Source organism: Kribbella steppae (assembly GCF_004342025.1).
GTDB classification, from domain to species: Bacteria; Actinomycetota; Actinomycetes; order Propionibacteriales; family Kribbellaceae; genus Kribbella; species Kribbella steppae.
This window is the reverse complement of the sequence record NZ_SLWN01000007.1, coordinates 148,683-174,014: the sequence shown is the minus strand read 5'-3', so window position 1 is coordinate 174,014 and position 25,332 is coordinate 148,683. Positions and strand designations below refer to the sequence as shown.

The 25,332-nt window shown below is 68.1% G+C and carries 29 protein-coding genes; 16 read left to right on the top strand and 13 right to left on the bottom strand.

Annotated features, from left to right (window positions below):
* The first annotated feature begins 98 nt into the window (after window positions 1–98).
* The 5 genes from EV652_RS21275 to EV652_RS21255 all read left to right on the top strand — a co-directional run bounded on the left by EV652_RS21275 (window position 99) and on the right by EV652_RS21255 (window position 4,332).
* Window positions 99–1,208 (top strand): NAD(P)/FAD-dependent oxidoreductase, encoded by a 1,110-nt coding sequence (locus EV652_RS21275; protein ID WP_242001898.1) that lies wholly within the window; start codon window positions 99–101, stop codon window positions 1,206–1,208.
* Between the two features lie 90 nt (window positions 1,209–1,298).
* A complete protein-coding gene (locus EV652_RS21270) occupies window positions 1,299–1,712 on the top strand; it encodes a hypothetical protein (RefSeq protein ID WP_132210936.1) in 414 nt (137 codons plus the stop codon).
* The gene (locus EV652_RS21265; RefSeq protein ID WP_132210935.1) at window positions 1,709–2,077 is read left to right on the top strand and encodes a YciI family protein; all 369 of its coding nucleotides are present in this window, start codon (window positions 1,709–1,711) and stop codon (window positions 2,075–2,077) included. The genes EV652_RS21270 and EV652_RS21265 overlap by 4 nt, the downstream gene beginning before the upstream one ends.
* Complete coding sequence (locus tag EV652_RS21260) at window positions 2,074–3,258, top strand: RNA polymerase sigma factor (protein ID WP_132210934.1); 1,185 nt, start codon at window positions 2,074–2,076, stop codon at window positions 3,256–3,258. Before EV652_RS21265 ends, EV652_RS21260 begins: the two co-directional genes overlap by 4 nt.
* A 12-nt stretch (window positions 3,259–3,270) precedes the next feature.
* Window positions 3,271–4,332 (top strand): NAD(P)-dependent oxidoreductase, encoded by a 1,062-nt coding sequence (locus tag EV652_RS21255; protein ID WP_132210933.1) that lies wholly within the window; start codon window positions 3,271–3,273, stop codon window positions 4,330–4,332.
* Here the strand turns inward: EV652_RS21255 and EV652_RS21250 are convergent.
* Window positions 4,325–5,233: a GbsR/MarR family transcriptional regulator gene (locus tag EV652_RS21250; RefSeq protein ID WP_132210932.1), complete on the bottom strand. Its 909-nt coding sequence runs from the start codon at window positions 5,231–5,233 to the stop codon at window positions 4,325–4,327. The genes EV652_RS21255 and EV652_RS21250 overlap by 8 nt on opposite strands.
* 199 nt (window positions 5,234–5,432) lie before the next feature.
* Between EV652_RS21250 and EV652_RS21245 the strand changes: the two genes are divergently transcribed.
* From EV652_RS21245 to EV652_RS21225, 6 genes are all read left to right on the top strand, one after another.
* A complete protein-coding gene (locus tag EV652_RS21245; protein ID WP_132210931.1) occupies window positions 5,433–6,320 on the top strand; it encodes an ABC transporter ATP-binding protein in 888 nt (295 codons plus the stop codon).
* Window positions 6,317–7,159 carry an ABC transporter permease gene (locus EV652_RS21240; protein ID WP_132210930.1) on the top strand — a complete coding sequence of 281 codons (843 nt, stop codon included), beginning with the start codon at window positions 6,317–6,319 and terminating at the stop codon, window positions 7,157–7,159. The genes EV652_RS21245 and EV652_RS21240 overlap by 4 nt, the downstream gene beginning before the upstream one ends.
* Window positions 7,160–7,239: 80 nt before the next feature.
* Window positions 7,240–7,416, top strand: coding sequence for a hypothetical protein (locus EV652_RS44095; protein WP_158441214.1), 177 nt, complete (start codon window positions 7,240–7,242; stop codon window positions 7,414–7,416).
* Window positions 7,417–7,468: 52 nt separating this feature from the next.
* Window positions 7,469–8,470: a zinc-dependent alcohol dehydrogenase family protein gene (locus EV652_RS21235; protein ID WP_242001897.1), complete on the top strand. Its 1,002-nt coding sequence runs from the start codon at window positions 7,469–7,471 to the stop codon at window positions 8,468–8,470.
* 290 nt (window positions 8,471–8,760) lie between these two features.
* Window positions 8,761–9,024 (top strand): hypothetical protein, encoded by a 264-nt coding sequence (locus tag EV652_RS21230; protein ID WP_132210929.1) that lies wholly within the window; start codon window positions 8,761–8,763, stop codon window positions 9,022–9,024.
* A gap of 56 nt (window positions 9,025–9,080) precedes the next feature.
* Window positions 9,081–9,893 (top strand): MerR family transcriptional regulator, encoded by an 813-nt coding sequence (locus tag EV652_RS21225; protein WP_132210928.1) that lies wholly within the window; start codon window positions 9,081–9,083, stop codon window positions 9,891–9,893.
* A 46-nt stretch (window positions 9,894–9,939) separates the two neighbouring features.
* On the opposite strand, the gene EV652_RS21220 is transcribed toward EV652_RS21225, so the two are convergent.
* The 5 genes from EV652_RS21220 to EV652_RS21200 are packed head-to-tail and all read right to left on the bottom strand — an operon-like array spanning window position 9,940 to window position 15,443.
* On the bottom strand, window positions 9,940–11,457 hold the full coding sequence (locus tag EV652_RS21220) for an alpha-N-arabinofuranosidase (protein WP_132210927.1): 1,518 nt from the start codon (window positions 11,455–11,457) through the stop codon (window positions 9,940–9,942).
* A gap of 26 nt (window positions 11,458–11,483) precedes the next feature.
* Entirely contained in the window at window positions 11,484–12,431 is a 948-nt protein-coding gene (locus tag EV652_RS21215; protein ID WP_132210926.1) for a glycoside hydrolase family protein, read from the bottom strand.
* Window positions 12,428–13,246 carry a carbohydrate ABC transporter permease gene (locus tag EV652_RS21210; RefSeq protein WP_199238320.1) on the bottom strand — a complete coding sequence of 273 codons (819 nt, stop codon included), beginning with the start codon at window positions 13,244–13,246 and terminating at the stop codon, window positions 12,428–12,430. Before EV652_RS21210 ends, EV652_RS21215 begins: the two co-directional genes overlap by 4 nt.
* Window positions 13,243–14,205, bottom strand: a complete 963-nt coding sequence (locus tag EV652_RS21205; RefSeq protein WP_199238319.1) for a carbohydrate ABC transporter permease — start codon at window positions 14,203–14,205, stop codon at window positions 13,243–13,245. Before EV652_RS21205 ends, EV652_RS21210 begins: the two co-directional genes overlap by 4 nt.
* A complete protein-coding gene (locus EV652_RS21200) occupies window positions 14,202–15,443 on the bottom strand; it encodes an ABC transporter substrate-binding protein (RefSeq protein WP_132210925.1) in 1,242 nt (413 codons plus the stop codon). The genes EV652_RS21205 and EV652_RS21200 overlap by 4 nt, the downstream gene beginning before the upstream one ends.
* 32 nt (window positions 15,444–15,475) lie before the next feature.
* On the opposite strand from EV652_RS21200, the gene EV652_RS21195 reads away from it, so the two are divergent.
* Window positions 15,476–16,534 (top strand): LacI family DNA-binding transcriptional regulator, encoded by a 1,059-nt coding sequence (locus EV652_RS21195; protein WP_199238318.1) that lies wholly within the window; start codon window positions 15,476–15,478, stop codon window positions 16,532–16,534.
* Between the two features lie 173 nt (window positions 16,535–16,707).
* Here the strand turns inward: EV652_RS21195 and EV652_RS21190 are convergent, their stop codons facing one another.
* The 5 genes from EV652_RS21190 to EV652_RS21170 form a co-directional block, all read right to left on the bottom strand.
* Window positions 16,708–17,010, bottom strand: a complete 303-nt coding sequence (locus EV652_RS21190) for a YtxH domain-containing protein (RefSeq protein WP_132210924.1) — start codon at window positions 17,008–17,010, stop codon at window positions 16,708–16,710.
* Window positions 17,011–17,072: 62 nt separating this feature from the next.
* Window positions 17,073–18,050: an aldo/keto reductase gene (locus tag EV652_RS21185; protein WP_132210923.1), complete on the bottom strand. Its 978-nt coding sequence runs from the start codon at window positions 18,048–18,050 to the stop codon at window positions 17,073–17,075.
* 71 nt (window positions 18,051–18,121) lie between these two features.
* Window positions 18,122–18,520, bottom strand: coding sequence for a VOC family protein (locus EV652_RS21180; RefSeq protein ID WP_132210922.1), 399 nt, complete (start codon window positions 18,518–18,520; stop codon window positions 18,122–18,124).
* A 49-nt stretch (window positions 18,521–18,569) separates the two neighbouring features.
* The gene (locus tag EV652_RS21175; protein ID WP_132210921.1) at window positions 18,570–19,079 is read right to left on the bottom strand and encodes an SRPBCC domain-containing protein; all 510 of its coding nucleotides are present in this window, start codon (window positions 19,077–19,079) and stop codon (window positions 18,570–18,572) included.
* On the bottom strand, window positions 19,076–19,648 hold the full coding sequence (locus tag EV652_RS21170) for a TetR/AcrR family transcriptional regulator (RefSeq protein WP_132210920.1): 573 nt from the start codon (window positions 19,646–19,648) through the stop codon (window positions 19,076–19,078). The genes EV652_RS21175 and EV652_RS21170 overlap by 4 nt, the downstream gene beginning before the upstream one ends.
* A 133-nt stretch (window positions 19,649–19,781) precedes the next feature.
* Here EV652_RS21170 and EV652_RS21165 point away from each other — a divergent pair, with 133 nt between their 5' ends.
* The 4 genes from EV652_RS21165 to EV652_RS21150 are packed head-to-tail and all read left to right on the top strand — an operon-like array spanning window position 19,782 to window position 23,379.
* Window positions 19,782–21,032: an MFS transporter gene (locus EV652_RS21165; protein ID WP_132210919.1), complete on the top strand. Its 1,251-nt coding sequence runs from the start codon at window positions 19,782–19,784 to the stop codon at window positions 21,030–21,032.
* Entirely contained in the window at window positions 20,968–21,645 is a 678-nt protein-coding gene (locus tag EV652_RS21160; protein ID WP_132210918.1) for a class I SAM-dependent methyltransferase, read from the top strand. The genes EV652_RS21165 and EV652_RS21160 overlap by 65 nt, the downstream gene beginning before the upstream one ends.
* 19 nt (window positions 21,646–21,664) lie before the next feature.
* Window positions 21,665–22,141: a MarR family winged helix-turn-helix transcriptional regulator gene (locus tag EV652_RS21155; RefSeq protein WP_199238317.1), complete on the top strand. Its 477-nt coding sequence runs from the start codon at window positions 21,665–21,667 to the stop codon at window positions 22,139–22,141.
* Window positions 22,138–23,379 (top strand): MFS transporter, encoded by a 1,242-nt coding sequence (locus EV652_RS21150; RefSeq protein WP_132210917.1) that lies wholly within the window; start codon window positions 22,138–22,140, stop codon window positions 23,377–23,379. Before EV652_RS21155 ends, EV652_RS21150 begins: the two co-directional genes overlap by 4 nt.
* Before the next feature lie 71 nt (window positions 23,380–23,450).
* Here the strand turns inward: EV652_RS21150 and EV652_RS21145 are convergent, their stop codons facing one another.
* Both EV652_RS21145 and EV652_RS21140 read right to left on the bottom strand, forming a co-directional pair.
* Window positions 23,451–24,401, bottom strand: a complete 951-nt coding sequence (locus EV652_RS21145; protein ID WP_199238316.1) for a formylglycine-generating enzyme family protein — start codon at window positions 24,399–24,401, stop codon at window positions 23,451–23,453.
* Between the two features lie 49 nt (window positions 24,402–24,450).
* On the bottom strand, window positions 24,451–25,317 hold the full coding sequence (locus EV652_RS21140; protein WP_132210916.1) for an LLM class flavin-dependent oxidoreductase: 867 nt from the start codon (window positions 25,315–25,317) through the stop codon (window positions 24,451–24,453).
* Window positions 25,318–25,332: the final 15 nt, after the last annotated feature.

Here is a 25,332-nt window from a genome sequence, read left to right as displayed (position 1 = left end):
CTGCTGACGCTATGGATTCGCACGCCCGGCCACCCTGCCCCTGGCGCCCGGCCTGAGGTCGCGTGCGCGCTACCGCCGTCTCGACGACACTGGACGTTGTGTGGGATCTGGTGGTGATCGGGGCCGGGCCGGCTGGAGCTTCCGCGGCGCTCGGCGCGCTGGCGGTGGACCCCACCCTGTCGGTGCTGCTGCTGGATCGGCACGGCTTCCCCCGGGACAAGGCGTGCGGGGACGGGATCGCACCGCATGTGTTCGATCTGCTGGCCGAGGTCGGCGTCACCGGGATTGTCGACGATTGGACACCGGTACGACGATTCGCGCTGACCCGCGGTGAGGTCGGGGTCGACCGCGACATGGCCCGCCCGAACTGGGTGGTGCCGCGGACCGTTTTCGACCAGCGCCTCGCCGAGGCCGCTCAGGCAGCCGGTGCCGACCTCGTCCGCCGACGTGTCCGCGGCATCCAGGTCGCGGACAGGTCCATCACCGTGGACGGCGAGCTCGAGGCCCGGTTCGTCGTCGGCGCGGATGGCGCGCATTCCGTCGTACGGCGGGATCTCGGGGTGAAGGCGGGTCCGGTGGCGCTCGCGATCCGTGGATATGCGCCGACACCGCCAGGGCGGGCCGCGAGTCAGGTGATCGCGTACGGCCCGGGGCGGCAGCCGTCGTACGCGTGGTCCTTCGATCGCGGCGACGGCTGGTCGAACGTCGGGTACGGCGAACAGCTCACGACCGGCCGCCCGACGAGGGCGGATCTGCTGGCGAACCTCGAGGCGCTGCTGCCGGGAGCGACCGATGGCGGGACGTCCTGGTGGGGTCATCACCTGCCGTTGTCGAGCTGGTTCTGGCGTCCGCAGCCGGGTCCGGTGATGCTGGCCGGTGACGCGGCCGGGCTGATCAACCCGATGACCGGTGAGGGCATCTACTACGCCGTCGCGACGGGTCTACTAGCCGGCCGCGCGGTCGCCGCCGCTCTGCACAAGGACAGTGCTGACGCCGGTACGTCGTACCGCCGTCAGACCAACCGGCTGCTCGGCCAGCACCTCCGGCACACCGCGCTCACCGCACAGCTCACCCGCTCCGGCCCCGTCCTCGACGCCGGCATCCGCGCGGCCGCGGCTGACCAGGCGATCTTCGACGATCTGGTCGAGCTGGGCCTGGCCGACGGTCTGATCACCCGGCGCCTCCTCCGAGGCCTGGTGAACTCGTAGAAAAGTTCTCCGGACGATGTCGAAACGGTCCCAGGAGCTTCGAGGTAGCGGTGCAAGCAGGTGAAACCGACTACTGAAGGGACCGGAACGATGAGCGACGAACTGAAGGAACTGGACCGTCTGGTGGGGGATTGGGAGATCTCCGGCGGTGCGACCGGTACGACGACCTACGAGTGGATGGACGGTGGTTACTTCCTGCTCCAGCGCGGGCTGCTCGAACAGCACGGGCACCAGGTGCGCTTCACCGAGATCATCGGCCGTGAGCACAAGTTCGGTGAGGAGCCGGGCGCCGACCTCATCTCCCGGGTGTACGACGCGGAGGGCAACACGCTCGACTACGTCTACGAGATCGAGGGCGACGTGCTGACGATCTGGGGCGGGTTCAAGGGCGCGCCGGCGTACTTCCGCGGCACGTTCAGCGCGGACGGCGACCGGTTGGACGGCGACTGGGTCTACCCTGGCGGCGGCGGTTACCAGGCAACAATGGTGCGGAGGGCCTCATGAAGTATCTGCTGCTCGCCTACACCGGCCAGGACGGTTGGGACGCGGTCGACGTGACGAGCGAGGAGTTCCTCGCCGCGTGCAAGTTCTACGAGGACCTGGCCACCGAGCTCACCACGTCCGGTGAGCTGCTGACCACCGAAGGACTGGCCCATCCGGCCTTGTCCCGCACGGTCCGCAGGGGACCGGACGGTCCGGTAGCCAGTGAGGGACCGTTCGCGGAGTCCAAAGAGGTACTGGCCAGCTTCGCGATCGTGGATGTCGACAGTCACGACCGGGCGATGTCCATCGCCACCCGCATCACCGACGCGGTCGGCGACCCGGTCGAGATCCGCCCGATCATGGAAGGTCCGCCCGAGCAGTCATGACGGAGCGCCTCTGGCGGGATCTCACCCCTCAGGTGCTGGGTGCGCTGGTCCGGCGGTACGGGCACTTCGAGTTGTGTGAGGACGCGGTGCAGGAGGCGCTGCTGGTCGCCGCGGAGCAGTGGCCGAAGGACGGCATCCCGGTCGAGCCGAGGAGTTGGCTCATCCGGGTTGCCTCCCGGCGGCTGATCGACATCCTCCGGAACGAGGAGGCGCGCCGGCACCGGGAGGACGCCGTACGGACTCCGGATGTGGCTCCGGAGCCGGCGACGGCCGCGGACGATTCGCTCACCCTGCTGTTCCTCTGCTGTCACCCCGAGCTGTCCACGGCCTCGCAGATCGCGCTCACGCTGCGCGCGGTCGGCGGTCTGACCACGACCGAGATCGCCGGTGCGTTGCTGACGCCCGAGCCGACCATGGGCCAGCGCATCAGCCGGGCCAAGCAGAAGGTTCGCGGTACGCCGTTCCGGCTGCCGGCGGAGTACGACGAGCGGCTGGCCGCCGTACTGCAGGTGCTGTACCTGATCTTCAACGAGGGCTACACCGGTACGGCGGGGGAGCGGCTCGAGCGGGTCGAGCTTGCGGACGAGGCGATCAGGCTGACCCGGATGCTGCACGCACTGCTGCCGGACGACGGTGAGGTCGCCGGCCTGCTCGCGCTGATGCTGCTCACGGACGCGCGGCGCGCGGCACGGACGACCGTGGACGGTCGACTCGTGCCGCTCGACGAGCAGGACCGCACCCAATGGGATCAGGCCGCCATCGCCGAAGGGACCGAGCTGATCACCCGGGCGATGTCGACGACCAAGCTGGGCCCGTACCAGCTCCAGGCGGCGATCGCCGCCGTCCACAGCGAGGCGACCACGGCGGCGGACACCGACTGGCGGCAGATCCTCGGCCTCTACAACCTGCTCGAAGCCCACCTCGACAGCCCGGTCGTCACCCTCAACCGCGCAGTCGCGACCGCCAAGGTCCATGGTCCGTCCGCCGGTCTGGCCTTGCTCGACACCTTGCGGGACGACGAACGCGTCACCCGGTCGCATCGCTATCCAGCCGTACGGGCGCACCTCCTGGAACTCCAAGGGGACGTCGCCGCAGCCGCGGAGCTCTACCTCGAGGCGGCCAAGCTCACCACCAACACCCCTGAGCAGCGCTACCTCAGGAATCGCGCGCGCCGCCTGTGACATCGTGGGTGGGTGGAGCTTCCGAAGACGGCATGGCAAGGGGTTGAGCTCGAGCAGCGGCTTGCTTGGGCGCGGCGGTGGATGCAACGGACCGCCGCGGCTGCCGAGCGACTGCCGGACCTTTCAGCCGTGCGGCTGGCCGTCACCGCGCACATCGACCTGAAGTCGGCGCTGTTCCTCCAGGCGTACCGGGAGGCCGGGGCTGCGGTCATCCTGCATCCGGCCGACCAGGCGACGACGCGGGACGACGTACGTCGACTGGTCGAGACTTGGGGGATCGAGGTCACCACGCCGGCCGCCTGTGTCGAGTGGGGTCCGACGCACACCGTCGAGATGGGTGGCGACGTGGTGGTCGAGGCGGCAGCGCGTGGGTACGGCGGCGTGGTCGCGGGTATCGAGATGACGCGGACCGGGATCAACCGGGTCGCCGGGCTGGCGTTGACCCATCCGGTGTTCGACCTGGACGGCGTACCGGTGAAGAACCAGCTGCACAACCGGTTCACGGTCGGCTCGAGTACCTGGCACACAGTCCTCGCCCGCACCCAGCTCTCCTTGCACGGCCTCGCCGTATTGGTCGTCGGGTACGGCGAAGTCGGCGGAGGCCTGGCCCGTACGGCGCGCAGCCTCGGCGCGATCGTGCAGGTCGCCGAGCTGGATCCGGGTCGCGCGCTGATCGCGTCGTACGACGGGTTCGAGGTGGTGGACCGGATCGGCGACCGGGCCGATATCGTCGTCACCGCGACCGGCCGGACCGGGACCGTCTCGGCTGAGGTGATCGCCGGTTTGAAGGACGGGTGCCTGCTGGTCAACGCCGGTCACTCGGCCGAGGAGATCGACCTCGATGCCCTGGGCAATGGTCAGGACGTGGTGCCGGCGGTGACGAGTCATCGGGTCGGTGGACGCGAGATCCTGCTGTTCGCCGGTGGACATGTGGCCAACCTGGCGGCGGGCGACGGCGACAGTCTGAACGCCTTCGACATCACCGCCGCACTGATCGTCGACTCGGCCGGCTGGCTGGTAGCCCACGGCAACGAGTTTCCGCCCGGCATGCATCCGTACCCGGGGCCTAGCTGAGTCTGGCGAGTTGGTCTGGGGTGAGACGGGTCGGCGTCGGGATCGCGGTGTAGGTGTCAGACGTCGGCTGATGGAGGACGACCGGGTCGGTGTACTCGACGTACTTCGTCGCGTTGGCGAGGGCGTCCGTGATGCGGGCGGGCGGCCAGTCGAGGGCGGTGGCGAGCTCGTCGGCGGTGAGCGGGCGGGCCGCATGCAGGAGCGCGGCGAGGGTGGTGAAGGCGTCGTCGATGACCTCGAAGGCGGGACCGCCGGCCATGTCCTCGCCGAGGCGGTGGAAGAAGTCGGCCATCGTGGTCAGGCGCGCCCCCGCCGGGGTGTCCGGGCCGAGCAGGGCCGCGCCTTCGGTCGCGGTCTCGGCCCAGTTGAGGTTGGTGCGGGCGCTCACCTTCCACGCCTGCGTCCAGACGTCCTCGGCGACGATGTAGTGCTGCAGCCGGCGACGCGGATCGGGTTCGCGGTAGACCATGCCGACGTTTTCGAGGTAGCCGACGGCCTTGGAGACAGATGCCGGGGAGACGCGGAGCTCGCGGACGAGATCGGCCGCGGTGAGGCTGCGGGCGTCTGCCGTGTACAGCAAGGCTAGAACTCGCGACGCCATCCGGGGCAGGCCACCGTCGACCATCATCGTCGCGAACCGCTCGACGAACTCCCGGATCTGCTCGTCGAGTCCTGACATCGGTTCCGGGCCACCGGTTCGCCGGCGCCGGGCCCGCGAGGTGGTCGCGTAGTGCGCGTGGTCGGCCCGGTAGCCGTGCGCGCCGCCGTTGCGGGCGATCTCGCGACTGATGGTCGAGGTCGGTCGATCCAGTTGCCGGGCGATCTCGGCGTACCCGAGCCCGGCCGCCAGCCCGGTCGCGATCTCGCGCCGGTCGTCGTGGGTCAGCCTGCCTCCCGGCATCGATTCCTCCTAGGTGCTTTCATCGGCAGCTCATTGCAACGACCGTCAAGCCTCGGTTGCGTTCAACCTCATCGTCATTGCACAGATTGCCATACATTCGCCAGAAATACAGGGCTCCGACTCCTGGAGCTGATTGCCGGTTGACTGAACGCAACGTAGCTTTCAGGCATTCGTGAACGACAGAAGAAGGGAGCCGCCCATGGTGCTGGCGGTCGACGGCCTGCGGATGCGCTACGGCAGCACGGAGGTCCTGCACGACGTCTCGTTCCAGGCCCGGCACGGCGAGGTCGTCGCCCTGCTCGGCCCGAACGGTGCGGGTAAGAGCACGACCATCGAGATCCTCGAGGGGTTCCGGCTGCGCTCGGCCGGGACGGTCGAGGTGCTCGGGGTCGACCCGGCCCGCGGTGACGAGCGATGGCGAGCACGGCTCGGCATCGTGCTGCAGTCGTGGCGCGACCACGGCAACTGGCGAGTGCGTGAGCTGTTGCACCACCTCGGCACGTACTACGCGCCGTACTCGACAAGCACCATCGACCGGCCCTGGGAGACCGGCGAACTGCTGGCCGCAGCCGGCCTCACCGAGCACGCGGAAAAGAAGGTCAAGACGCTGTCCGGCGGTCAGCGGCGCCGCCTGGACGTTGCGATCGGGATCGTCGGCCGGCCCGAGTTGCTGTTCCTGGACGAGCCGACCACCGGCTTCGATCCGCAGGCCCGGCATGAGTTCCACGACCTGGTACGCCGCCTCGCCGCCGAGTACGAGACCACGATCCTGCTCACCACCCACGACCTCGACGAGGCCGGCAAACTCGCCGATCGCATCCTGATCCTCACCGGCGGCCGGATCGTCGCGGCCGGTTCGCCCGCCGAGCTCACCACGCTGATCGCCGGCGAGGACGAGGTCCGCTGGAGCATCGACGGTCAGACCTACCGCAAGTCCACCGCCGACTCGACCGAGTTCGTCCGCGGTCTGTTCTCGCAGTACGGCGCAGCGGTCCGCGAGCTCGAAGTACGACGTGCCTCCCTGGAAGACACCTACCTCGCGCTGGTGCGCGACGGCCTTGCTGGTGGAAGGGAGCCGGCAGCATGAGAACCGTTGCGATCCGGGCCGGCTGGCGGCGCGGCCTGATCGAACTGCGCCAGTCCTTCACCAACGGGCCGGAGCTGACCAGCCACTTCCTCTGGCCGGTGCTGATGCTGGTCGCGCTGTTCTTCCTGCGGGACCGGGACTTCGGCTCGACCGGGTTCCTGCTCGGCGCGCTCGCGTTGCCGAGCATCCTGGGGATGAACGCGGCGATGGGCATGGTCAGCATGAGCCAGCAGTTGACCGCGGACCGCGAGGACGGCACGTTGCTGCGGGCCAAGGCGACCCCGAACGGGATGCCCGGCTTCCTCGTCGGCAAGGTCGTCTCGGTGGCCGGCGGGCTGCTCGCCGACCTGGCCATCCTGCTGATTCCCGGCCTGCTCATCGTGGAAGGGCTCGCAGTCGGCTCGGCCACCGGCTGGCTCACGCTGGTCTGGGTGCTGCTGCTCGGGATGGTCGCGACACTGCCGATCGGCGCGGTCCTGGGCTCGGTCTTCACCAGTGCCCGGTCGCAGGGGCTGATCCAGTTGCCCGTGCTCGGCTTGATCGCGATCTCCGGCATCTTCTACCCGATCACGGCGTTGCCGGACTGGCTGGAGTGGATCGGCCAGCTGAGCCCGATCTACTGGTTGGGCCTCGGCATGCGCTCGGCGTTACTGCCCGACAGCGCGGTCGTGGTCGAGATCGATGCCACCTGGCGGCACCTGGAGACGGCCGCCGTCCTCGGGGTCTGGGCCTTGATCGGGCTCGCGGTCGCACCCGTCGTACTGCGCCGGATGGCTCGGCGGGAGTCCGGCTCCAAGGTCGCCGAGCGGCGGGAGCGGGCGCTGCAGCGGGTCGCGTGACGGTGAAAGCGTTTTGAAAGAGCTCTTGAGCCCGTCCCCTCCTACCTTCGAGGAAAGGAGTCGAAGGGGAGGGACGGCCGATGGACTGCGACGACTCGGGCGAAGCGCCCGACCTCGATGAGATCACGCTCCTGCGGCTGCCGCCGCCGGATACCGCGCAGCGCATCCCGGACGACCGCGCGCAGCACCTCCCCACCCCTGACGACCCGGAGCAGGAAGAAGAGGACCCATGGTGGCGACGGGACACCGGCGGATGAACGAGCAACGACCCGGACTGACACCGCCCGGGGGTTCTGAGATGGTCGAGGAATGAGCGACCAGATGGACGTCTGGGCGGTGGACCGGCCGGGACCGATCGATGACGGGCCGTTGCAGCACGTACGTCGTACGGTGCCGGAACCGGGGCCGGGAGAAGTGTTGGTCAAGGTGGAGGCCTGTGGGATCTGCCGGACCGACCTGCATCTGTGCGAGGGCGATCTGGAGCCGCGACGGCCGGGCGTCGTTCCCGGCCATCAAGTCGTCGGGTTGGTCGTCGGTGGCGGGGCCGAGCGGTTCGCGCCGGGGGATCGGGTCGGGATCGCGTGGCTTCGGGGGACGTGTGGGGTGTGCGAGTTCTGTCGCGCGGGGTCCGAGAACCTGTGCCCGCGGTCGTCGTACACCGGTTGGGACGCGGACGGCGGTTTCGCCGAGTACGCCGTGGTGCCGCAGGACTATGCGTATGCACTGCCGACCGATCGCTCGGCCGTGGAGCTGGCGCCGTTCCTGTGCGCCGGGATCATCGGCTACCGGTCGTTGCTGCGGGCGAATCTGCCGCCAGGCGGACGGCTGGGGATCTACGGCTTCGGCTCGAGCGCCCACCTCACGGCGCAATTGGCGACCGCGCAAGGTGCCGAGCTGTTCGTGATGACCCGCGGCGAGCGGAACCGGGAGCTGGCCCGCTCGCTCGGCGCCGGGTACGTCGGTGAGACAGCAGACCGGCCGCCCGTCCCGCTGGACTCGGCCATCGTGTTCGCCCCGGCCGGCGACGTCGTGCCGTATGCCCTGGAGGCGGTCAAACCCGGTGGCACTGTTGCGGTGGCGGGGATCCACTTGAGCGACGTACCGGTGCTCAATTACGAGCGGCACCTGTTCCATGAGCGGGATCTGCGCAGCGTCACCGCCAACACCCGCCGCGACGGCGAGGAGCTGTTCCGTCTCGTCGAGCGGCTGCCGGTCAGTGCTCACACGACCGTGGTCCCGTTCGCCGAGGTGGACCGGGCGCTCTCAGACGTGGCGCATGGACGTGCGGCCGGCTCGCTGGTGGCCGTCTGAATCCCGCCCCACCACCGCGGTCAGGCCACGCTTGAACGCTTCCGGCCACTTAATCGTTAGAACTGGGTGAAGATTCAAACCGCGGTCGGGTCCGGACTTCAGGGGTGAGGACTAGCTACGTTAGATTTGATCAAATCCTACCGACCTGCCAGGGAGTGTGAACGCCATATGCGAGGTCTGACCAGGCACGAGTGGTCGGTCCTTGCGACTGCCGTTCCCGAGGCCCTGCGGCCCGCTGCCCTGACCGGGGCGGTGGGGCGGGAAAAGTACTCTGCACAGCGAGACGGGCAGTGCTGAGCAAGGTTCTCGGCGCGGTGGGTGTGGTCCTGCTGATCGCCGGGGTGGTGTTCGCCATCCGCCCGGTCATGGTCGACGGCCGGGACTGTGGTTCGGTCTTCCAGCCGGAGAAGGGCATCACGCCGATGCAGTGCGACCCGCGCCTGGAGGCCCGCGGCAACCTGGTCGTCGGTCTCGGCACCAGCGGATTCGCCCTGGTCCTCACCGGCTTCGCCGTCGCCGCGGTCCGCGACCGGCGCACCCGCGTTCCGTCCTGACCCGCTCCGCGGCACAGTGTTGACCTTCACACTGTGTCAAGCCGGAAGGTGGTCGCATGTTCACCATCGGAGACTTCGCGGCGTTCGGGCAGGTGTCTGCCCGGATGCTCCGGCACTATGACGCGATCGGCCTGCTCCGGCCGGCGGTCGTCGACGAGGCGACCGGGTACCGCTACTACTCGGCGGACCAGTTCAGCCGGCTGAACCGGATCATCGCGCTGAAGGATCTCGGCTTCAGCCTGCAGCAGGTGCACGAGATCGTCGACGCCAAGCTGAGCGCCGAGGAACTGCGCGGCATGCTGCGGCTACGGCGGGCCCAGCTCGAGGACGAGCTGGCCCGGAGCGCGTCCCGGTTGGTCAGTGTCGAGGCGAGGCTCCGGCTGATCGAGAAGGAAGGTCACATGCCCACCGAAGACGTCGTTGTGAAGCGCATCGCCACGACCAAGGTCGCCGAACTGAGCGCGATCTCCAAGAGTTACGACGGCGAGGACATCGGCCCGGTCATCCAGCCGCTGTTCGGCCAGTTGTTCGAGCGCCTCGGCGCGGCCGGGGTGATGCCGGCCGGCTCGCCGGTCGCGTACTACGAGGATGCGGCCGACGAGCAGATCCTCGTCCACGCCGCCGTACCCGTCGACGCCGACAAGGTCGCCGACCTCGAGGTCAAGGACCTGCCGGAGATCCTGGAGGCCGCGACGATCGTGCACCAGGGCGACATGGACGAGGCCGATCGCAGTATGCAGACGCTCGCCCGCTGGATCGAGGACAACGGCTACCGCAGCCAGGGATATGCCCGCGAGGTCACGCTCCAGTTCGACCCGGACAATCCCGCCAACTGGGTGCACGAGTTCCAGATCCCCGTCACCCGCTGAGCCGACAGGCCCCCGCTCCAGAACGGGAGCGGGGGCCTTCGGCGAGTCAGACGTCGAGGCTGATGGTGGCAAACGAGTGCGGCGGCAGCGTCACCCGCAGCCCCCGCGGGTCAGCTTCCAGTCCGGTCAGCGTCACCGGTGCCACCGCGGTATCGGTGGTCGTGTTGTAGGACTGCGGCTTCGATGCCGTCAGCAACCGTCCGGCCGGGTTGCGGATCTCCGCACCCCGCAGATCCAGGACGACGTCGGCCGACGAGCCCGGGTCCAGGTTGCTGACCGAGATCAGCGCCTTGCCGTCCTTCACACTGGCCGACGCGGACAGCAGGTCCATCGTCTTCCCGTCCAGTTCGTACGGCTCCGGCTGCTCGACCAGGTGCACCGGAACCGCCGTCGCCTCGTGGTGCCCCTTGTTCATCTCGAACACGTGGTACGTCGGGGTGAGTACGAGACCACCGTCGTCATCGGTGAGCAGCATCGCCTGCAGCACGTTGACGGTCTGTGCGATGTTCGCCATCACCAGCCGGTCCGCGTGCCGGTGGAACACGTCGAAGTGCAGGCTCGCGACCAGCGCGTCGCGCATCGCGTTCTGCTGGAACAGGAATCCGGGGTTCGTGCCCGGCTCGACGTCCCACCAGGTGCCCCACTCGTCCAGCACCAGGCCGACCTTGCGCTCCGGGTCGTAGGCGTCCATCACCGCTGAGTGACCGCGGATCACCCGCTCGATGTCCTGCGCCTTGATCATGGTCCGGTAGTAGTCGTCCAGGTCGAACTCGGTCGCCCGGCCCTTGTTCGCCCAGGTCCCGGCGACCGTGTAGTAGTGGAACGAGATCGCCTGGAAGATGTTCTTCGGGTCGCGGCCGCAGCCGAGGCAGCTGATCGCCTTCATCAGTGCCTCGGTCCAGTTCAGGTCGTCGTCCGACGCACCCGCTGCGATCCGGTAGAGCTTGTTGTCCCCGTGGTCCCGGCAGAAGGTGGCGTAGCGCCGGGCCAGGTCGGCGTACGCCTCGGCCCGCATGTTGCCGCCGCAGCCCCAGGTCTCGTTGCCGACACCCCAGAACGGCACCTTCCACGGCTCGTCCCGGCCGTTCGCTTTGCGCTGCCGGACCATCGGGCTGTCGCCGTCACGGGTCAGGTACTCGACCCACTCACTCATCTCCTGGACGGTCCCACTGCCGACGTTGCCGTTGATGTACGGGTCGGCGCCGAGCAGCTCGCACAGCGCCATGAACTCGTGGGTGCCGAAGTGGTTGTTCTCCTCGACGTTGCCCCAGTGGGTGTTGATCATCGACGGGCGCTCGGCCTTCGGACCGATCCCGTCCTTCCAGTGGTACTCGTCCGCGAAGCAGCCACCCGGCCAGCGCAGGTTGGGGATGTTCAGCGCCTTCAGCGCCTCGACCACGTCGAGCCGGATACCGCCCTCGTTCGGCAGGTCGGAGTCCTCGCCGACGTAGAAACCGCCGTAGATGCACCGCCCGAGGTGCTCGGCGAAATGGCCGTACAGGTGCCGGCTGATGGTCGGACCGGGTACGTCCAGATCGATCACGACCCGTGATGCCTTGGACAACTGGTTCTCCTTGTGTGCTTGGTATTTCAGACTGTACGACGCAGGTCCAATGCGACCGGTGCGTCGCGGTCACAGCTGAGCCGATCACCGTCGGCACGCAGTACGGCGACGTGGACGTCGGTCAGCCGGTGCGGGTCGACCACGTTGTCGACACGGTTCTTGTTGAGATTGGCCAGCGTTCGGTGCGTGAAGTAGAAGATCCAGCCCAGCTCGAGGCCGTTCTCGTCCCGGCCCACCACGACGTCCGCGTGGTGACCGACACCCCGGTCGAGCGACCGCTCGTCCAGGATCTGGCCGGCCTGCTCCCAGGTGGTCAGGTCGCGCGATCGGTACACGGCCTGACCGCGCCACTCGTCGGTGATCATCCAGTAGAAGTCGCCGAGCCGGAACACGTTCGGCCCTTCGTGCGGAGCGCCACCGATCACCTGGATCGGGGCCGACCACTCACTGAGGTCCGGCGAGTCCACCGACCAGGTGGTCGACCCGTGCGCCTCGTCCTTGTACCAGAGTCGCCAACCACCACCCGGCAGCTCATGGGCGCACGCGTCGATGACCCGGTCCGACGACAGCGGCAGCACACCGTCGTACCGCCAGTCGATCAGGTCGGTCGACGTGTGGTGCAGGATCGATCGCGGATGCCCTTCCCAGCGGTCCGGTACGCCGGGGATGTAGCTGGTGAACATGTGATAGCGATCCCCGGCACGGATCACCTCCGGCGCCCACAGCGTGTTACGGCCCGGATGGGGATCGAGGCCGGCCGCGACCCCGTCGTACGTCCAGGTCAGACCGCCGTCGACGGAGCGGGCCACGCCGATGTCGGTGCCGTGCACCCAGCGGTTGCCGCCGTCGGGTTCGCGGGCGCGGCGCTGGGTGTAGAACATCCACCACGATCCGTCCGGGCCCGCGATCACGGTCGGATCGGTCGGCGCCAGGTGGACCGGGTCGGAGTACAGCGGTGAGGAAGCAAGGGTCACGACTTCACGCTTCCCGCCAGCAGACCGTCGACGATGTGGCGCTGGGTGAGGATGAAGAACACCACCATCGGGACCAGGACCAGCACGCTCATGGTCATGAACCCCGGCCAGTCCGTCGAGAACTCGCCGACCGATCGGTAGACCTGCAGTACCAGGGTGGCCTTCTCCGGTGAGCTGAGGAACACACTCGGCGTGATGAAGTCGTTCCAGATCCACATCGTCTGGAACACGCCGACGGTGGCCAGGATCGGCCGGATCAGCGGCAGCACGATCCGCCAGTAGATCTGGAACGGGCCGGCGCCGTCGATCCGGGCCGCCTCGATGATCTCGAACGGCAGCCGGCTGATGTACCCCTGGATCAGGAAGTAGCAGAAGATCGCGCCGCCGGTGTAGATCACCACCAGCCCGCGCAGTGTGTCGACCAGTTCGACGTCGACCAGCATCCGGTAGAGCGGGATCAGCGTCGACTGCCCCGGCACGATGAACCCGAGCAGCAGCAGCGCGCCGAAGAACCGGTTGAACCTGCTCGCCCGCATCGCCATCGCGTACGCCGCGGTCGAGCCGACGAACAGCATCACCAGGATCGCGACCACCGTGACGATCAGCGTGTTCACGAAACTCCGCCCGAGCGGCACTGTCTCGAAGATCTGCTGGTAGTTGCCCAGGAACAGCTTGCTCGGCAGCGCCAACGGCGACTGCGTCATCTCCTCCTGCGTCTTCAGCGTGTTGACGACGATGTAGTACAGCGGTACGCCGACCAGGCATGCCAACCCGATCATCACCACACTGGTGATCGGAGACCGTCGTTGCTTCACAGGACCCTCCGTTCGATTCGGCGGGAGACCCACAACTGCGCGACGGCGACCAGGCCGACCGCGATTGTGAACAGCACCGCCAGTGCCGAGGCCAGCCCGTACCGCCCCTGCGCGACACCGCTGGTGATGATCGACTGCGTGATCGTGTACGTCGCATAGCCCGGACCGCCCTTGGTCAGGGTGTACGGCAGGTCGTAGACCTTGAGCCCGCCGGTCATCAGCAGAAAGTTGCTGATGACAATGGCCGGGGTGAGCAGCGGCAGCGTGATGTGGAAGAACTGCTGCCGGGCCGACGCGCCGTCGATGGTGGCGACCTCGTAGTAGTCCGACGGAATCGACTGCAGATAGGCGAGATAGAGCACCGCGTGCCAGCCGGCGCCGCCCCAGACCGCGACCACGATCACCGACACCCGGGCCAGCGTCGCGTCCGACAGGAACGGGTACGGCCCGGCGCTGAACAGGCTGTCCAGCACCGAGTTCAGCACGCCGGAACCCAGCGGCGACAGGATGTAGCCCCAGACCAGGCCGAGGATCGCGATACTCGGGATCGCCGGGAAGAAGAACACCGACCGGACGAGGTTGCGGGCGAAGAACTTCTTGTTCAGTACGACGGCCAGCGGGATCGCGACCACCGTGATCAGGACCGCCGTACCGATGGTGAAGGCCAGGGTGAAGCCGAGACCGGCCAGCATGGACGGATCGGTCAGCACCTTGCCGTAGTTCGAGAACCCGACGAACTTCACGTCGGCCGAGTAGCCGGTGAAGTCGGTGAAACTCCAGTAGAACGTCTGCGTCAGTGGCACCACCAGGAGCACCACGAAGACGAGCGCGACCGGAACCAGGAACAGCTGGTTCGCGGAGGTCTCGCGCGCCCGCGACCAACTGAACCGTGGCGGCCGGTCGGCCCCGGCCGGGACCTCGGTGGAGGTCTCGGCCGGAGCGATCAGACCAGCGGTCACGACGTACTCGCAAGCTTCGTGTCGAGGGCGTTCGCGACCTGCTCAGCCGACGCCTTGCCCTGGACCAGCAGCTGCAGTTGCGCGGTCGCCTCGACGTTGAGGATGTCCTCGGCCCGCTTCCAGGCGATCTGCGGCAGGTACACGTTGCCGGCCCGGACGTCCTTCACGATCGGGGTCAGCGCGGGGTCGAGTTTCGGCTCGAAGTCGGTGGTGACGGTGATCGCCCCGGTCGCCTTCTGGTACAGCGCCATCGCCTCGGGCGAGTCCAGGAAGGTGAGGAACTTCTCCGCCAGCTCAGGGTTCTTCGCCTTGGCGTTGATCGCGTAGCCCGGGCTGGCCGCGCCGGCCAGGTACGGCTTCCCGCCGCTGATGCCGGGGATCGGCGCCATCTCGATGTTCAGCTTCGGCGCCGCCTTGCGCACGCCGGGCACGTCCCACGGACCGGCGATCATCATCGCGGCCTTGCCGGTGGCGAACTCGGTGCGGACCTGATCACCAGTCAGGCCGACCACACCACGAGTGACGAGCCCTTCGGTCCACAGCCGGGACCACTGCGTCAGCGGCTCGACCCAGTAGTCCTTGAACTTCGCGGAGCCGTCGAAGATCTTCGCGTCCATGGTGTTGTCGGTGGTCGCGTTCTGCGCGCCGAGGAAGGCCGACAGCGGCGTCGACATGGCCTGCACGGACTCCAGGTACGGCGTGACGCCGGCGTCCTTCAGTTTGTGGCACAGGGCAAGGAACTCGTCCCAGGTCTGCGGGACCGTGGTCGCTCCGGCCTTCGCCAGCAGGTCCTTGTTGTAGAGCACCCCGGCACCCCAGGAGGCGACCGACATCCCGTACACCGCGCCGTCCGGACCGGAGTACGTGGCCTGGTTGAACTTCGGCACGTTCTTCAGGAACGGCTTGTCCTTCAGGTCGACGACATGCTTGCCGTTGATCAGGTTGGTCTTGTTCTCGGCCGCGATGGCGAACACGTCGGACGCCGTACCGGCGAGGATGCGCGACTGCAGGGTGGAGATGTACTCCGCGACCGGCGGGGCGTTGGAGAACTCGACCTTCACGCCGGGGTTGTCCTGCTCGAACTTGGTGATCAGCGGCTTCATCGTCTCCTCTCCGTCCCAGGAGAAGAAGGTCAGCTTCTTGTCATCACCGCCGCTCCCCGGCGTCCCGCCACAGGCGGCGAGCGGAAGAGCGAGTGCGACGGCCGCCAGGGCGGCCAGTGTGCGGCGTTTTCTCATCGCAACTCCAGAAGGTGTTTAAGGTATGGACCATGAAGCGATCGGGGCGGTGGGGCGGGGAAGGCGACAAGCGAGCGTCCACCGTGGTGACGATGGCCGATGTGGCGCGGTCCGCGGGGGTGTCCACGATGACCGTGTCGAACGTGATCAACGGCCGGCCGCGGGTTGGCGCGGCGACCCGGGAACGGGTGCTGGCGGCGATCAGCGACCTCGGGTACCAGGTCAACCTGGCCGCCCGGCACCTGCGCGCGGGCCGGACCGGAGTGATCGGACTCGCGGTTCCGGAACTCGAACGCCCGTACTTCGCCCAGTTGGCCGGCCGGCTCGCCGACCGGTTCGAGACGCACGGACTGCGGATCGTGATGGAGCGCACCGGCGCCAGCCGCGAGGGCGAGCTGGACGCGGTCGCCTTCTCCCGGCTGCGGATGTACGACGGACTGATCCTCAGCGTGGTCGACATCGACCCGGCCGAGCTGACCCAGATCCGCACCGACGCACCGGTGGTGATGATCGGTGAGCGGGCCCTGCCGTCGCGGTTCGACCACGTGATGATGGACAACGTCGACGGTGCCCGGCAGGCGACCGCGCACCTGCTCGCCACCGGCGCCCGGCGGGTCGCGATACTCGGCGGCAACCCCGACATCACCGCGAGCATGCCGTCCCTGCGGGCCGAGGGCTACGCGGTCGCGCACCGTGAGGCCGGCGTACCGGTGGATCCGGAGCTGGTCGTCCGGTGCAGCTTCCGGCTGCAGGACGGGTCCGACGCGATCCGGTCGCTGCTCGATCGCGGGATCGGCTTCGACGCCGTGTTCGCGCTGACCGATGTGGTTGCCATCGGCGCCCTGCGCGCGCTGGCCGATGCCGGGCTGCGGATACCGGACGACGTCCAGGTGGTCGGCTTCGACGATATCGACGAGGCGTCGTACCTGGTCCCGTCGCTGTCCTCGGTCAACCCCGGCCACGAGGAGATGGCCGACACGATCACGTCGCTGCTCATCGCGCAGATCAATGGCGGGCCGACCGGTGATCCGAAGGAACTGATCGTGCCCGCCCAACTGGTCCAGCGCGGCACGACCAGACCGGCCGGCTGACCGCACAACAGACCTCATCAGGACTCCCGGGGGTGGGTGTTCCTCAGAGGTATATCGATAAACCTAATCAGTCGGCAAGAGGTCGACGGCAGCGAATTGTGGATCCGAACGTGGCGCAGCCCGGCGCCGCCGCCAGTGGGCGAGAGCGCCGGGCTGGTCCTTGGGGGGTGCTGTCAGCTGGTCATGGTGGGGTCGCCCGACCGGCCGGAGATCCGGTCCCGGGCGGCCGTTGCCATGCCGCGACCGCGGTTCGACATGTCACGGGACATGCCGTTCATGCCCTGTGCCGCATGGGTCGACCTGTCCCGCAGTTTGGCTCGTCGTTCGCGGCCTCGCTCCGGGTCCATCAAGTACTCGGTCACCATTCCGGCGCAGACGCCGGCAACGGTCACCCCGGCGGTCTTGAGGAACGGATGCCCGTGATCCTGCACCGCGATACCGCGGCGCCGGGTCCTGCGGTCGACGATCAGTCGCATCGTGTCTCACCCTCTCGATGGTCAGTCATCGTTCGGGTACCCATTCCGCCGCAGGGGATTCGTCACCGCCCGAGCAGCGTGGCGATCTCCGCCATCTGGTCGTCGCGCAGCGGCCCGAACTCCATCGCCCGCGCGTTCTCCTCGGCCTGGGCGACAGTGCGGAAGCCCGGGATCGGGACCGTTCGCGGACTGCGAGCCCACAGCCACGCGAGCGCACCCTGCGCCAACGTCCGGCCGTCACTCTCGAGTACGTCGCGGATCGCGGAGACCTTGTCCCACCACTCCGGTGTGGGTACGCCGCCCTTGCCGAAGTACCGGAGCCAGGACGGCGGCAGGGTGCGGATGTCCGCACCGGTGGCCGGCCGGCTCGCATCGCGGCGACCGAGAAGGCCCATACCCAAAGGCGTTCTGTTGATGCTGGCGAGGTCGGCGCGCTCGCACAGTGCGAAGAACTCCGGCGCGTCGTGCAGGACGCTGGCCTCGTGCTGCACTGCCGAGCAGTGCTCGCCCTCGGCAAAGAACTCCGCGCTGGTCACGGTGTCCGTGCTCCAGGCGTAGCTGCGGATCAGACCTTCCCGCACGAGCTCCTCGCACGCCTCACGCAACGGCTGCGCCACCTCGTTGGACGTGTCGAAGTGCAACTGATACAGGTCGATGTAGTCGGTCCCGAGCCGCTCGAGTGACGCCCGTACCGCCTTGTGCACATACGCCGCGGAATCGTCCTGGTCGTGCATGGTCGCAGTCGACTCGTCGAAGGTGTTACCCCACTTGGTCGCGATGACCACCTGGTCCCGCATTCCCTCGAGGGCCTTGCCCAGCACCCTTTCGCTGTGCCCCGCGCCGTACACATCGGCCGTGTCGAAGAACGTCACGCCGAGTTCGACGGCCCGGCGGATCGCCCGCACCGACTCGTCGTCGTCGACCTCACCCCACCCCAGCGGATCGCCGTCCGGCCTCGAGAACGGCCCGCCGATGGCCCAGCACCCGAACCCGACCGGGCTGACCTCGATTCCCACTCGTCCCAATACACGTTTCTCCATACTTCAACCCAACCAGCGCGTTCCTCATCCGTCCAATGCATCTTTCTTACACAGTTGATGCATGAGACACATCAACTCGGCTCGACTCCCGTGACCGAGCCCTGGGCGTCGGTGACGTACAGGCCCTTCGACAGATCCAGCAGGACCAACGGGTTGCCGAAAGGGTCTTCGGCGATGGCGCAGCGGCCGACCGGGATGTCGAAGGGTGCCTTGATGAGGCGGCCGCCGCGAGTCGTGAGCTGCTCGGCGGCGTCGTCGGCCGAGTTCACCAGCCAGGTCGGGGCGTAGTCGAGGGCAGTGGTCAGGACGATCTCGGTGTCGGCGTCCGGCAGGCGGAGGCCGGCCTGGCCGATGTCGTCGTTCCGCCAGAGCAATTCATGTCCGAGTTGGTCGCGGTAGAACTCCAGTCCGGTGTCCAGGTCCGGTACCCGGATCGTCACGGCGTCGACTTTGCGCAGCAGTCCCGTCATGACTGCCAACCTGCCGTGAATGACCTCCGGCTGTCGAGCGGACTTGTCGTCAGCGGCCGGTGGCGCGGGCGGCCAGGGCGTTGTTCATGGCGACGAACTGCGGCTCGATCGTCGTCGTCAGCATGGACCTGGTGAACGGGATCGCCGCGCCGCGGAACGTCTCTTCCTGGATCAGCCGGGTGCGGCCGCCCGGCAGTTCCTCCAGCCGGAACGCGTGCTCCCCGTCGAAGATCCCACCGAACGCGATCTTGCCGATCCAGCGCAGCTCCTTGTTCGGCTCGACCGCGAGGAGTTCGGGGGAGAACGTGGTCTCCTTGCCCTCGGTGTCGCGCAGTACGTTGGTGATCGTGGCTCCGGCCGTCAGCTCACCGGTCGAGGAGATGATGAAGGGGTTCCACTCCGGGTATGCCTGCCGGTCGGTGAGCACCTTCCAGACCTGTTCCGGACTCGCGTCCACCTCGACCTCGGTGTGCAGGACGTACGGCCGGACGATCGTGTAAACGGTGTAGCCGGCAACCAGTACGACGATGGCGCCGAGGGCAACCAGTAGCTTCTTCATGACTGCTCCAGATCGGGTCCGAGGGTGCTGAGCACCAGCTCCCTCACGTAGGCGGAAGAGATCGGCTCCCCGGTGATGAGGAGCCGGTAGTACAGCGGCCCGACGAGCTGGTCGACCAGTACGGCGGGGGAGGCGTGCCCGGGGACGAGCTCGTCCTCCTGTGCTTGCGCGACGACCGCGGTGACGGCGGCGTGCCGCTCGCCCCACAGCGCGCGGACGCTCTCGCTGACCCGCGGTTCGCGAGCGGCCGCCGCGGCCAGATCGGCGATCAGAGTCGTCGGTACGGCGGTCAGCGTCGAAGCGATCGTGGTGACGAGGTCGGTGAGGTCGCGCCGTGGATCGCCACTCGGCTCGAACGGCACGGCAGCGCGCAGACCGGCGATCATCGCGATCACCAGCTCGGCCTTGCTCGGCCAGCGCCGGTAGATCGTGGTCTTGGCGACGGCGGCCCGATCCGCGACCCGGTCGACCGACATCCCGTCGTACCCGCGCAGTCGCATCTCGGCCATGGCGGCGTCCAGCACCCGCCCCTCCACCCCGGCATCCCGAGGCCGCCCGCGTCCCACCATCGCCACCCTCATTTCGCTACGGCAGTGTCGAAAAGAAGGTAACCCGGCCGGACCGATTTATGCAACTACGGTAGCGAAATGCGCCGTCAAAAGACTGACATGACTTGGCAGTGATTGTTGGGAGGGTGGTTGGGTGCTCAGATCTCATCGGCTGCTGTTGCCGGCTGCCTTCATCACGTCCCTCGGTAACAACATCCAGTTGATCGGGGCCGCGCTGCTGCTCGTGCAGGCGCGTGGCTCGATGCTGGATGTCGGCTGGCTTTTCATCGCGGTGGCCGTGCCGCAAGCGGTGCTGTCGCCGTACTTCGGCCGCATCGCGGACCGGTTCGATCGGCGCCGGCTGTGGGTGGGGTGCGATGTGGTGAGCGCCGCCGCCGCGCTTTGCCTGCCGATCGGGCTGGCGGTCGGTGTGCCGCAGCAGACCCTCGTCTACGCCAGCAACTTCGCGCTGGCGGTCGTCGCGGCATTGTTCGTGCCGGCGAGCGCCGCTTTGGTGCGGGAGCGGGTGCCGGCTCCCGAGCTACGTCGGTTCAACGCGCACTACGAGATCGCCTTACAGTGCGGCATGTTGCTGTCGGCATCGGTCGGCGGATTCGCCTTGCAGTACTTCGGTTCCACGCCGCTGTTCGTGTTCAACGCGATCACGTTCGTTGCCTCGGGCCTGCTCGTGCTCGCGGTCGGGCGTGGTGCTCGCCGTACCACTGCTGCCGTCGAGGAGTTGCGTCCGGCGACCACGCCGAGCCGCCGGAGGTTGCCCCTTGGCGCTCTCGCGTTGCTCTACGGTCAAGGGCTCGTGGTGGTGACGGTCTTCAACGCGTTGTTGCCGGTGCTGGTCGTCGGTGAATGGCGTCGCGGTCCGGCGGTCGTCGGGGTCGTCGATGCGCTGGGTGGTGCCGGGTTCCTGCTGGCCGCGATGGTCTATCGGCGGACCGGCGTACGGTTCGGCGATCTGCGAGTGGCGCTCTTCGGGTTCGTCGCCTGCAATGCCTTGCTGGTGGTGCAGCCGCTGTTCGGGGTCAGCGTGTTGATGGGGCTCGTCCTGGTCGGTGCGTTCGTCTTCGGGCAGGCGCGGATCGCGACCCGGTCGTTGCTGATGACGTCGGTCGAGGAGTCCCGGGTCGGCCGTGCGTTCGGCGTCGCCAACGGGTACGGGCTCGCGGCCACCGTCGTGGTCATGCTGATCGCTTCGGTCGTCACCGGTCGCACCGACACCCGCTACGGCTTCGCGACCCTGGTCGCGATCAGCCTCGCTGCCGCCGTACTGGCCGCCGTCTGGATCCGCCGGTCAACCTTTCCCCGTCGTCCGGCATCTCACGATCATGAGGCGGGAACAGTCGTTCGATCATCTGGCCGAGCAGTACGACCGGCTGGGGGAGTTGACTGACGACGCTGTGGCCGACTGGCTGCCGACCGTCCTGCCGGAACGCCGGCGCCGCGCCATCGACCTCGGCTGCGGCGCCGGCCGGCATGCGGTGATCCTGGCCGACTACTTCGACCAGGTCGACGCGATCGATCTGTCCGGCCCGATGATCCGGCTGGCCCGCCGTAAGCGCTCGCGGCCGAACGTCAGCTATCTCGAGTCCGACATCCTCGACGTCGCGGGGCAGTACGACTTCGTCACGAGCTCGGCGACGCTGCATCACGTCGCCGAGCCGGCCCTCGTGCTGATGCATATCAGGACCCTCGTCGCGGTCGGCGGTCGCGCGGCCCTGGCTGACACGGTGTCGCCGCGGCCGGCCAATCCGAAATGGTGGCTGTACGGCGGTGAGGTCCGGAAGCTGGCCCGGAATCTGGTCCGACGCGGTGCCGGGGACGCCTGGGAGATCTTCCGCTTGTCGACCGGTGAATGGCTCGACCACCGGGCCAGCGACCGGTACTTGAGCCGGGACGGCTTCGAACGTCTCTACGGCGCCGCCTTCCCGGGCGGGAGCTTCGTCCGCGTCGGCGGTCAGCACTGCGTGATCTGGGATCGGCCGGAAGTGACAGGACTTATATAAGTGCTGTTATGATGCGGTCATGGACGATCCGAGTGAGCAGAGTCAGTGGCGGGGGCTGCATCAGTTGCTGGCGCGGATGGACGCGGAGATCGCGAGCATCTACACCGAGCGGCAGGTCAAAGGGCTGAAGCCGAGCTTCGTGATGGAGCTGCTCCGGCTGCACGCCAAGGGCCCGATGACGATCACCGAGTTGGCCGAGTCGGTCGGGCGCACCCATTCGGCGCTGAGTCAGAAGGTCTCCGCGATGCGCACCGCCGGGCTGGTCCGGACCGTGCCGGGCGCGGATGCTCGCAGCAAGAAGGTCGCCCTGACCGCCAAGGCCAAGGGAATTGTCGAGCTGCTGGCGGCCGAGTGGCGAGCAACCGAGGCCGCGATCACCGAACTCGAGGCTGAAATCCCGTACCCGATGACCAAGGTGGTCCGCGACGTCGAGGAAGCCCTGGCCCGTAAGAGCTTCCACGACCGCATCGCCGAGAAGCTCGACCAGCAGCAATGAGAGGCCGGCATGCGCTGATCGATCTGGAGCCGTTGCGGGCTTCGCGGCCGTTCCGGCGGCTGTGGGCGGGTCAGGTGTTGTCGACGTTCGGTGGGCAGCTTGCCTTCGTCGCGGTGATGTTCCAGGTGTGGGATCAGACGTCGAGTGCGGCGTGGACCGGTGCGGTCGGGTTGTCGCAGGCGTTGCCGTTGATCGTGCTCGGGTTGTTCGCGGGCGCGGCGGTCGATCGGGTCGAGCGGCGGCGGTTCTACCTGCTCACGATCAGCGGGCAGGTGGTCGTTTCGGCGCTGATGGCGAGCCAGTTGGTGATCGGCTCGGTGCCGGTCGGCGTACTGCTGGGACTCGTCGCGGCGCAGGCGGCGTTCGGCGCCGCTGGTGGGCCGGTGGCGCGGACCGTGCTTCCGCAGTTGCTGCCTCGCGAACTGCTTGCCGGCGGGATCGCGCTCAATAGGATCGCCTTCCAGGGCGCTATGTTGATCGGCCCGGCCCTTGGCGGACTGATCGTGAACGCGTGGGGTGTCGGTGTCTGCTACCTGATCGACTGTCTGAGCTTCCTTGCCGCCTTGTACGGCGTACTCGGGCTGCCGAAGATGCGGGTCGAGGCCGTTGGACGCCCGGGCCTGGGCGGGATCCGGGACGGGCTGGCGTTCGTGGTGTCGACGCCGGTGATCCGGGGTGCGCTGATCACGGATCTCGCGGCGATGGTGTTGTCGATGCCGATCAGCCTGTTCCCGGTGATCAACGCCGAGCGGTTCGGCAACGATCCGCGGACATTGGGTCTGTTCCTGACCGCGATCGCGGTCGGCGGCGTGACGGCGTCCATCCTGTCCGGCATGTTCACCCGGCTTCCGCGACCGGGCGTGGTGATGCTGGTCGGCTCCATGGGGTGGGGGATCGCGCTTGCGTTGTTCGCCTTCTCGCCCACGCCCTGGGTCGCGCTGGCCTTCCTCGCGCTGGCCGGCGCCGCGGACACCGTCTCGGTCGTCTCGCGCAGCACGATCGTCCAGCTTCACACTCCCAACGAACTCCTCGGCCGCGTCAGCGCCGCCGAACAGATCGTCGGTCAGGCCGGCCCCGACCTCGGCAACCTCCGCGGCGGCCTCGTCGCCCAGGTGACCTCACCATTCATCGCCCTGACCTCGGGCGCCGTCCTCTGCATCGCCGCCGTCGCCGCCGTAGCAGTCACCACTCCCGGCCTCCGGACCCCAACGACCCTGGTACCGAACGACAGGAGGTAGTCCACCGCGACGTTTCCCTCCCCACTGGAACATGCCGGCCGAAGGCAGTTCGGGCCGACTACCTCCTGTCGTTAGGTACCGACAGTCCGGAAGCCGGCGTTGCCCATCGAGGACTCCGGGGTGTTCGACGAGCGGGCGGCGTTGCGGTAGCGGTTGCAGTACGAGTCGTGGCACAGGTACGAGCCGCCGCGCATCACCCGGGCCGCGCCGAGGGACGGGCCGCGTGGGTCTTCGTCCGGGGAGAACTTGTAGTACCGCGGCCCGAACCAGTCGCCACACCACTCCCACACGTTGCCGACCGTCTGCCACAGTCCGTAGCCGTTCGGCTCGAAGGTCCGCACCGGTGCGGTGGTGAGAAAGCCGTCGTCCAAGTCGTTGCGCTGCGGGAACACGCCTTGCCAGATGTTGCAGCGCCACTCGCCGTCGTCGCCGATCAACTCGTCACCCCACGGATACCGCGCGCCTTCGAGCCCACCTCGGGACGCGTACTCCCACTCGGCCTCCGTCGGCAGGCGCCGGCCCGCCCACGAGCAGTAGGCGACCGTGTCGTTCCAGCTCACATGGACGACGGGATGGTCGTCGAGCCCATCGAGATCGGACCGCCCGCCACCCGGATGCCGCCAGTCCGCACCGTGCACTCCGGCCCACCACGGCGTCCCGGCCGCGGGACCCATCAGGTCGCCCGGATCTGCCTGCAGCGCCAGATGGAACACCGCGGAGAAGCCGTAGATCTCAGCCTCGGTCCGATACCCCGTGTCGTCGACGAAGCGCGCGAAGTCGCGGTTCGTCACCGACGTCGCGTCGATGCTGAACGGCTGCAGCCGCACCTGGTGGATCGGCACCTCGCCATCGCCGGGGTTGCCGTCTCCGTAGCCGTCACCCATCGCGAACACGCCACCGTCCAGCACGATCTGCTCGATATCGTGCTTCCCGGTCGCGGCGGCCGGAGCCGGCGGCGGGCTGGAACCGATCCCCACCACAGGCCGCGCCGGCGCGCAGCAGGACGGCTGTTCTTCGGTCATGCCCCCAGCATCTCAAGTCCTCACATCGGAAGTCCCCCACCCAGGGGGCTCAGATGCTGGGCGGGCCCTGTTCGATCCGGCGGAGGACGGGGTCGAGGCGGTAGAAGTCGTTGCCTCGGATGAGTTGGCGTTCGTCCCACCAGGTGGCGCCGGCTTCGGCCAGCGGCTCGATGACGGAGCGATAGTCGGCAGGGTCGGTGATGCCGCCGACGATGACGTCGTACGGCGTGTCAGCGGCTTCGTCACCGCGCAGCTCGCGCAGGTAGCTCATCAGGTCGCGGAGCTCGTCGACCGGCGGGGCGACGCCGTGGTTGGCGCTGAGGAACAGCGGTACGGCGCCGTCCCAGCGCGCGGCGCGTCGCATCGGGGTCTTGCGCGGCCAGTAGCCTGCGATCCAGACCGGCGGACGCGGGCGTTGGACTGTTGCCGGCAGCATTGTCACGTCGTCGACGCGGTAATGGCGACCGTCATGGTTCACCGTCTCGCCGGACCAGTACTGCGCGAGCAGTTCGAGCCCTTCGTCGAGTCGCTCGGCCAGCACCTTCGGATCGGTCTCGTCGCCGAAGCTGCCGAACTCGTCGTCGATCGGGCCGCCCAGGCCCGCACCGAAGATGACCCGTCCGCCGCTCATCCCGTCCAGCGTCGCGACCTGCCGGGCGAGCTGCTCCGGCCGCCGCCGAGCCACTGGCGTCACCAGCGGTCCGAGCATGATCCGCGACGTCGCCAGCGCAGCCGCCGTCAGCAGCATCCACGGATCCCCGAAGGCCTGTCCCTGCCGCTGCCTCTTGCTGTGGACGACGTGGTCCCAGACGAACAGTCCGTCCCACCCCGCCTCCTCAGCCGCCTGGGCAACCCGCGCAACGGTCCGAGCATCCGCGAAGTCCCCGAAGTTGGGGATATTGATCGAGAAGCGCACCCTCGCATCCTCTCT

Coding starts and splice junctions, on each gene's coding strand:
- EV652_RS21250 (WP_132210932.1), bottom strand. CDS start 5,233: ATGCCGGGAGGCAGGCTGACCCACGACGACCGGCGCGAGATCGCGACC.
- EV652_RS21175 (WP_132210921.1), bottom strand. CDS start 19,079: ATGAAGAAGCTACTGGTTGCCCTCGGCGCCATCGTCGTACTGGTTGCC.
- EV652_RS21150 (WP_132210917.1), top strand. CDS start 22,138: ATGAGAGGCCGGCATGCGCTGATCGATCTGGAGCCGTTGCGGGCTTCG.
- EV652_RS21190 (WP_132210924.1), bottom strand. CDS start 17,010: ATGCGACTGATCGTCGACCGCAGGACCCGGCGCCGCGGTATCGCGGTG.
- EV652_RS21265 (WP_132210935.1), top strand. CDS start 1,709: ATGAAGTATCTGCTGCTCGCCTACACCGGCCAGGACGGTTGGGACGCG.
- EV652_RS21200 (WP_132210925.1), bottom strand. CDS start 15,443: ATGAGAAAACGCCGCACACTGGCCGCCCTGGCGGCCGTCGCACTCGCT.
- EV652_RS21195 (WP_199238318.1), top strand. CDS start 15,476: ATGAAGCGATCGGGGCGGTGGGGCGGGGAAGGCGACAAGCGAGCGTCC.
- EV652_RS21155 (WP_199238317.1), top strand. CDS start 21,665: ATGGACGATCCGAGTGAGCAGAGTCAGTGGCGGGGGCTGCATCAGTTG.
- EV652_RS21160 (WP_132210918.1), top strand. CDS start 20,968: ATGAGGCGGGAACAGTCGTTCGATCATCTGGCCGAGCAGTACGACCGG.
- EV652_RS21185 (WP_132210923.1), bottom strand. CDS start 18,050: ATGGAGAAACGTGTATTGGGACGAGTGGGAATCGAGGTCAGCCCGGTC.
- EV652_RS21225 (WP_132210928.1), top strand. CDS start 9,081: ATGTTCACCATCGGAGACTTCGCGGCGTTCGGGCAGGTGTCTGCCCGG.
- EV652_RS21180 (WP_132210922.1), bottom strand. CDS start 18,520: ATGACGGGACTGCTGCGCAAAGTCGACGCCGTGACGATCCGGGTACCG.
- EV652_RS21235 (WP_242001897.1), top strand. CDS start 7,469: ATGAGCGACCAGATGGACGTCTGGGCGGTGGACCGGCCGGGACCGATC.
- EV652_RS21145 (WP_199238316.1), bottom strand. CDS start 24,401: ATGACCGAAGAACAGCCGTCCTGCTGCGCGCCGGCGCGGCCTGTGGTG.
- EV652_RS21170 (WP_132210920.1), bottom strand. CDS start 19,648: ATGGTGGGACGCGGGCGGCCTCGGGATGCCGGGGTGGAGGGGCGGGTG.
- EV652_RS21240 (WP_132210930.1), top strand. CDS start 6,317: ATGAGAACCGTTGCGATCCGGGCCGGCTGGCGGCGCGGCCTGATCGAA.
- EV652_RS44095 (WP_158441214.1), top strand. CDS start 7,240: ATGGACTGCGACGACTCGGGCGAAGCGCCCGACCTCGATGAGATCACG.
- EV652_RS21270 (WP_132210936.1), top strand. CDS start 1,299: ATGAGCGACGAACTGAAGGAACTGGACCGTCTGGTGGGGGATTGGGAG.
- EV652_RS21245 (WP_132210931.1), top strand. CDS start 5,433: ATGGTGCTGGCGGTCGACGGCCTGCGGATGCGCTACGGCAGCACGGAG.
- EV652_RS21260 (WP_132210934.1), top strand. CDS start 2,074: ATGACGGAGCGCCTCTGGCGGGATCTCACCCCTCAGGTGCTGGGTGCG.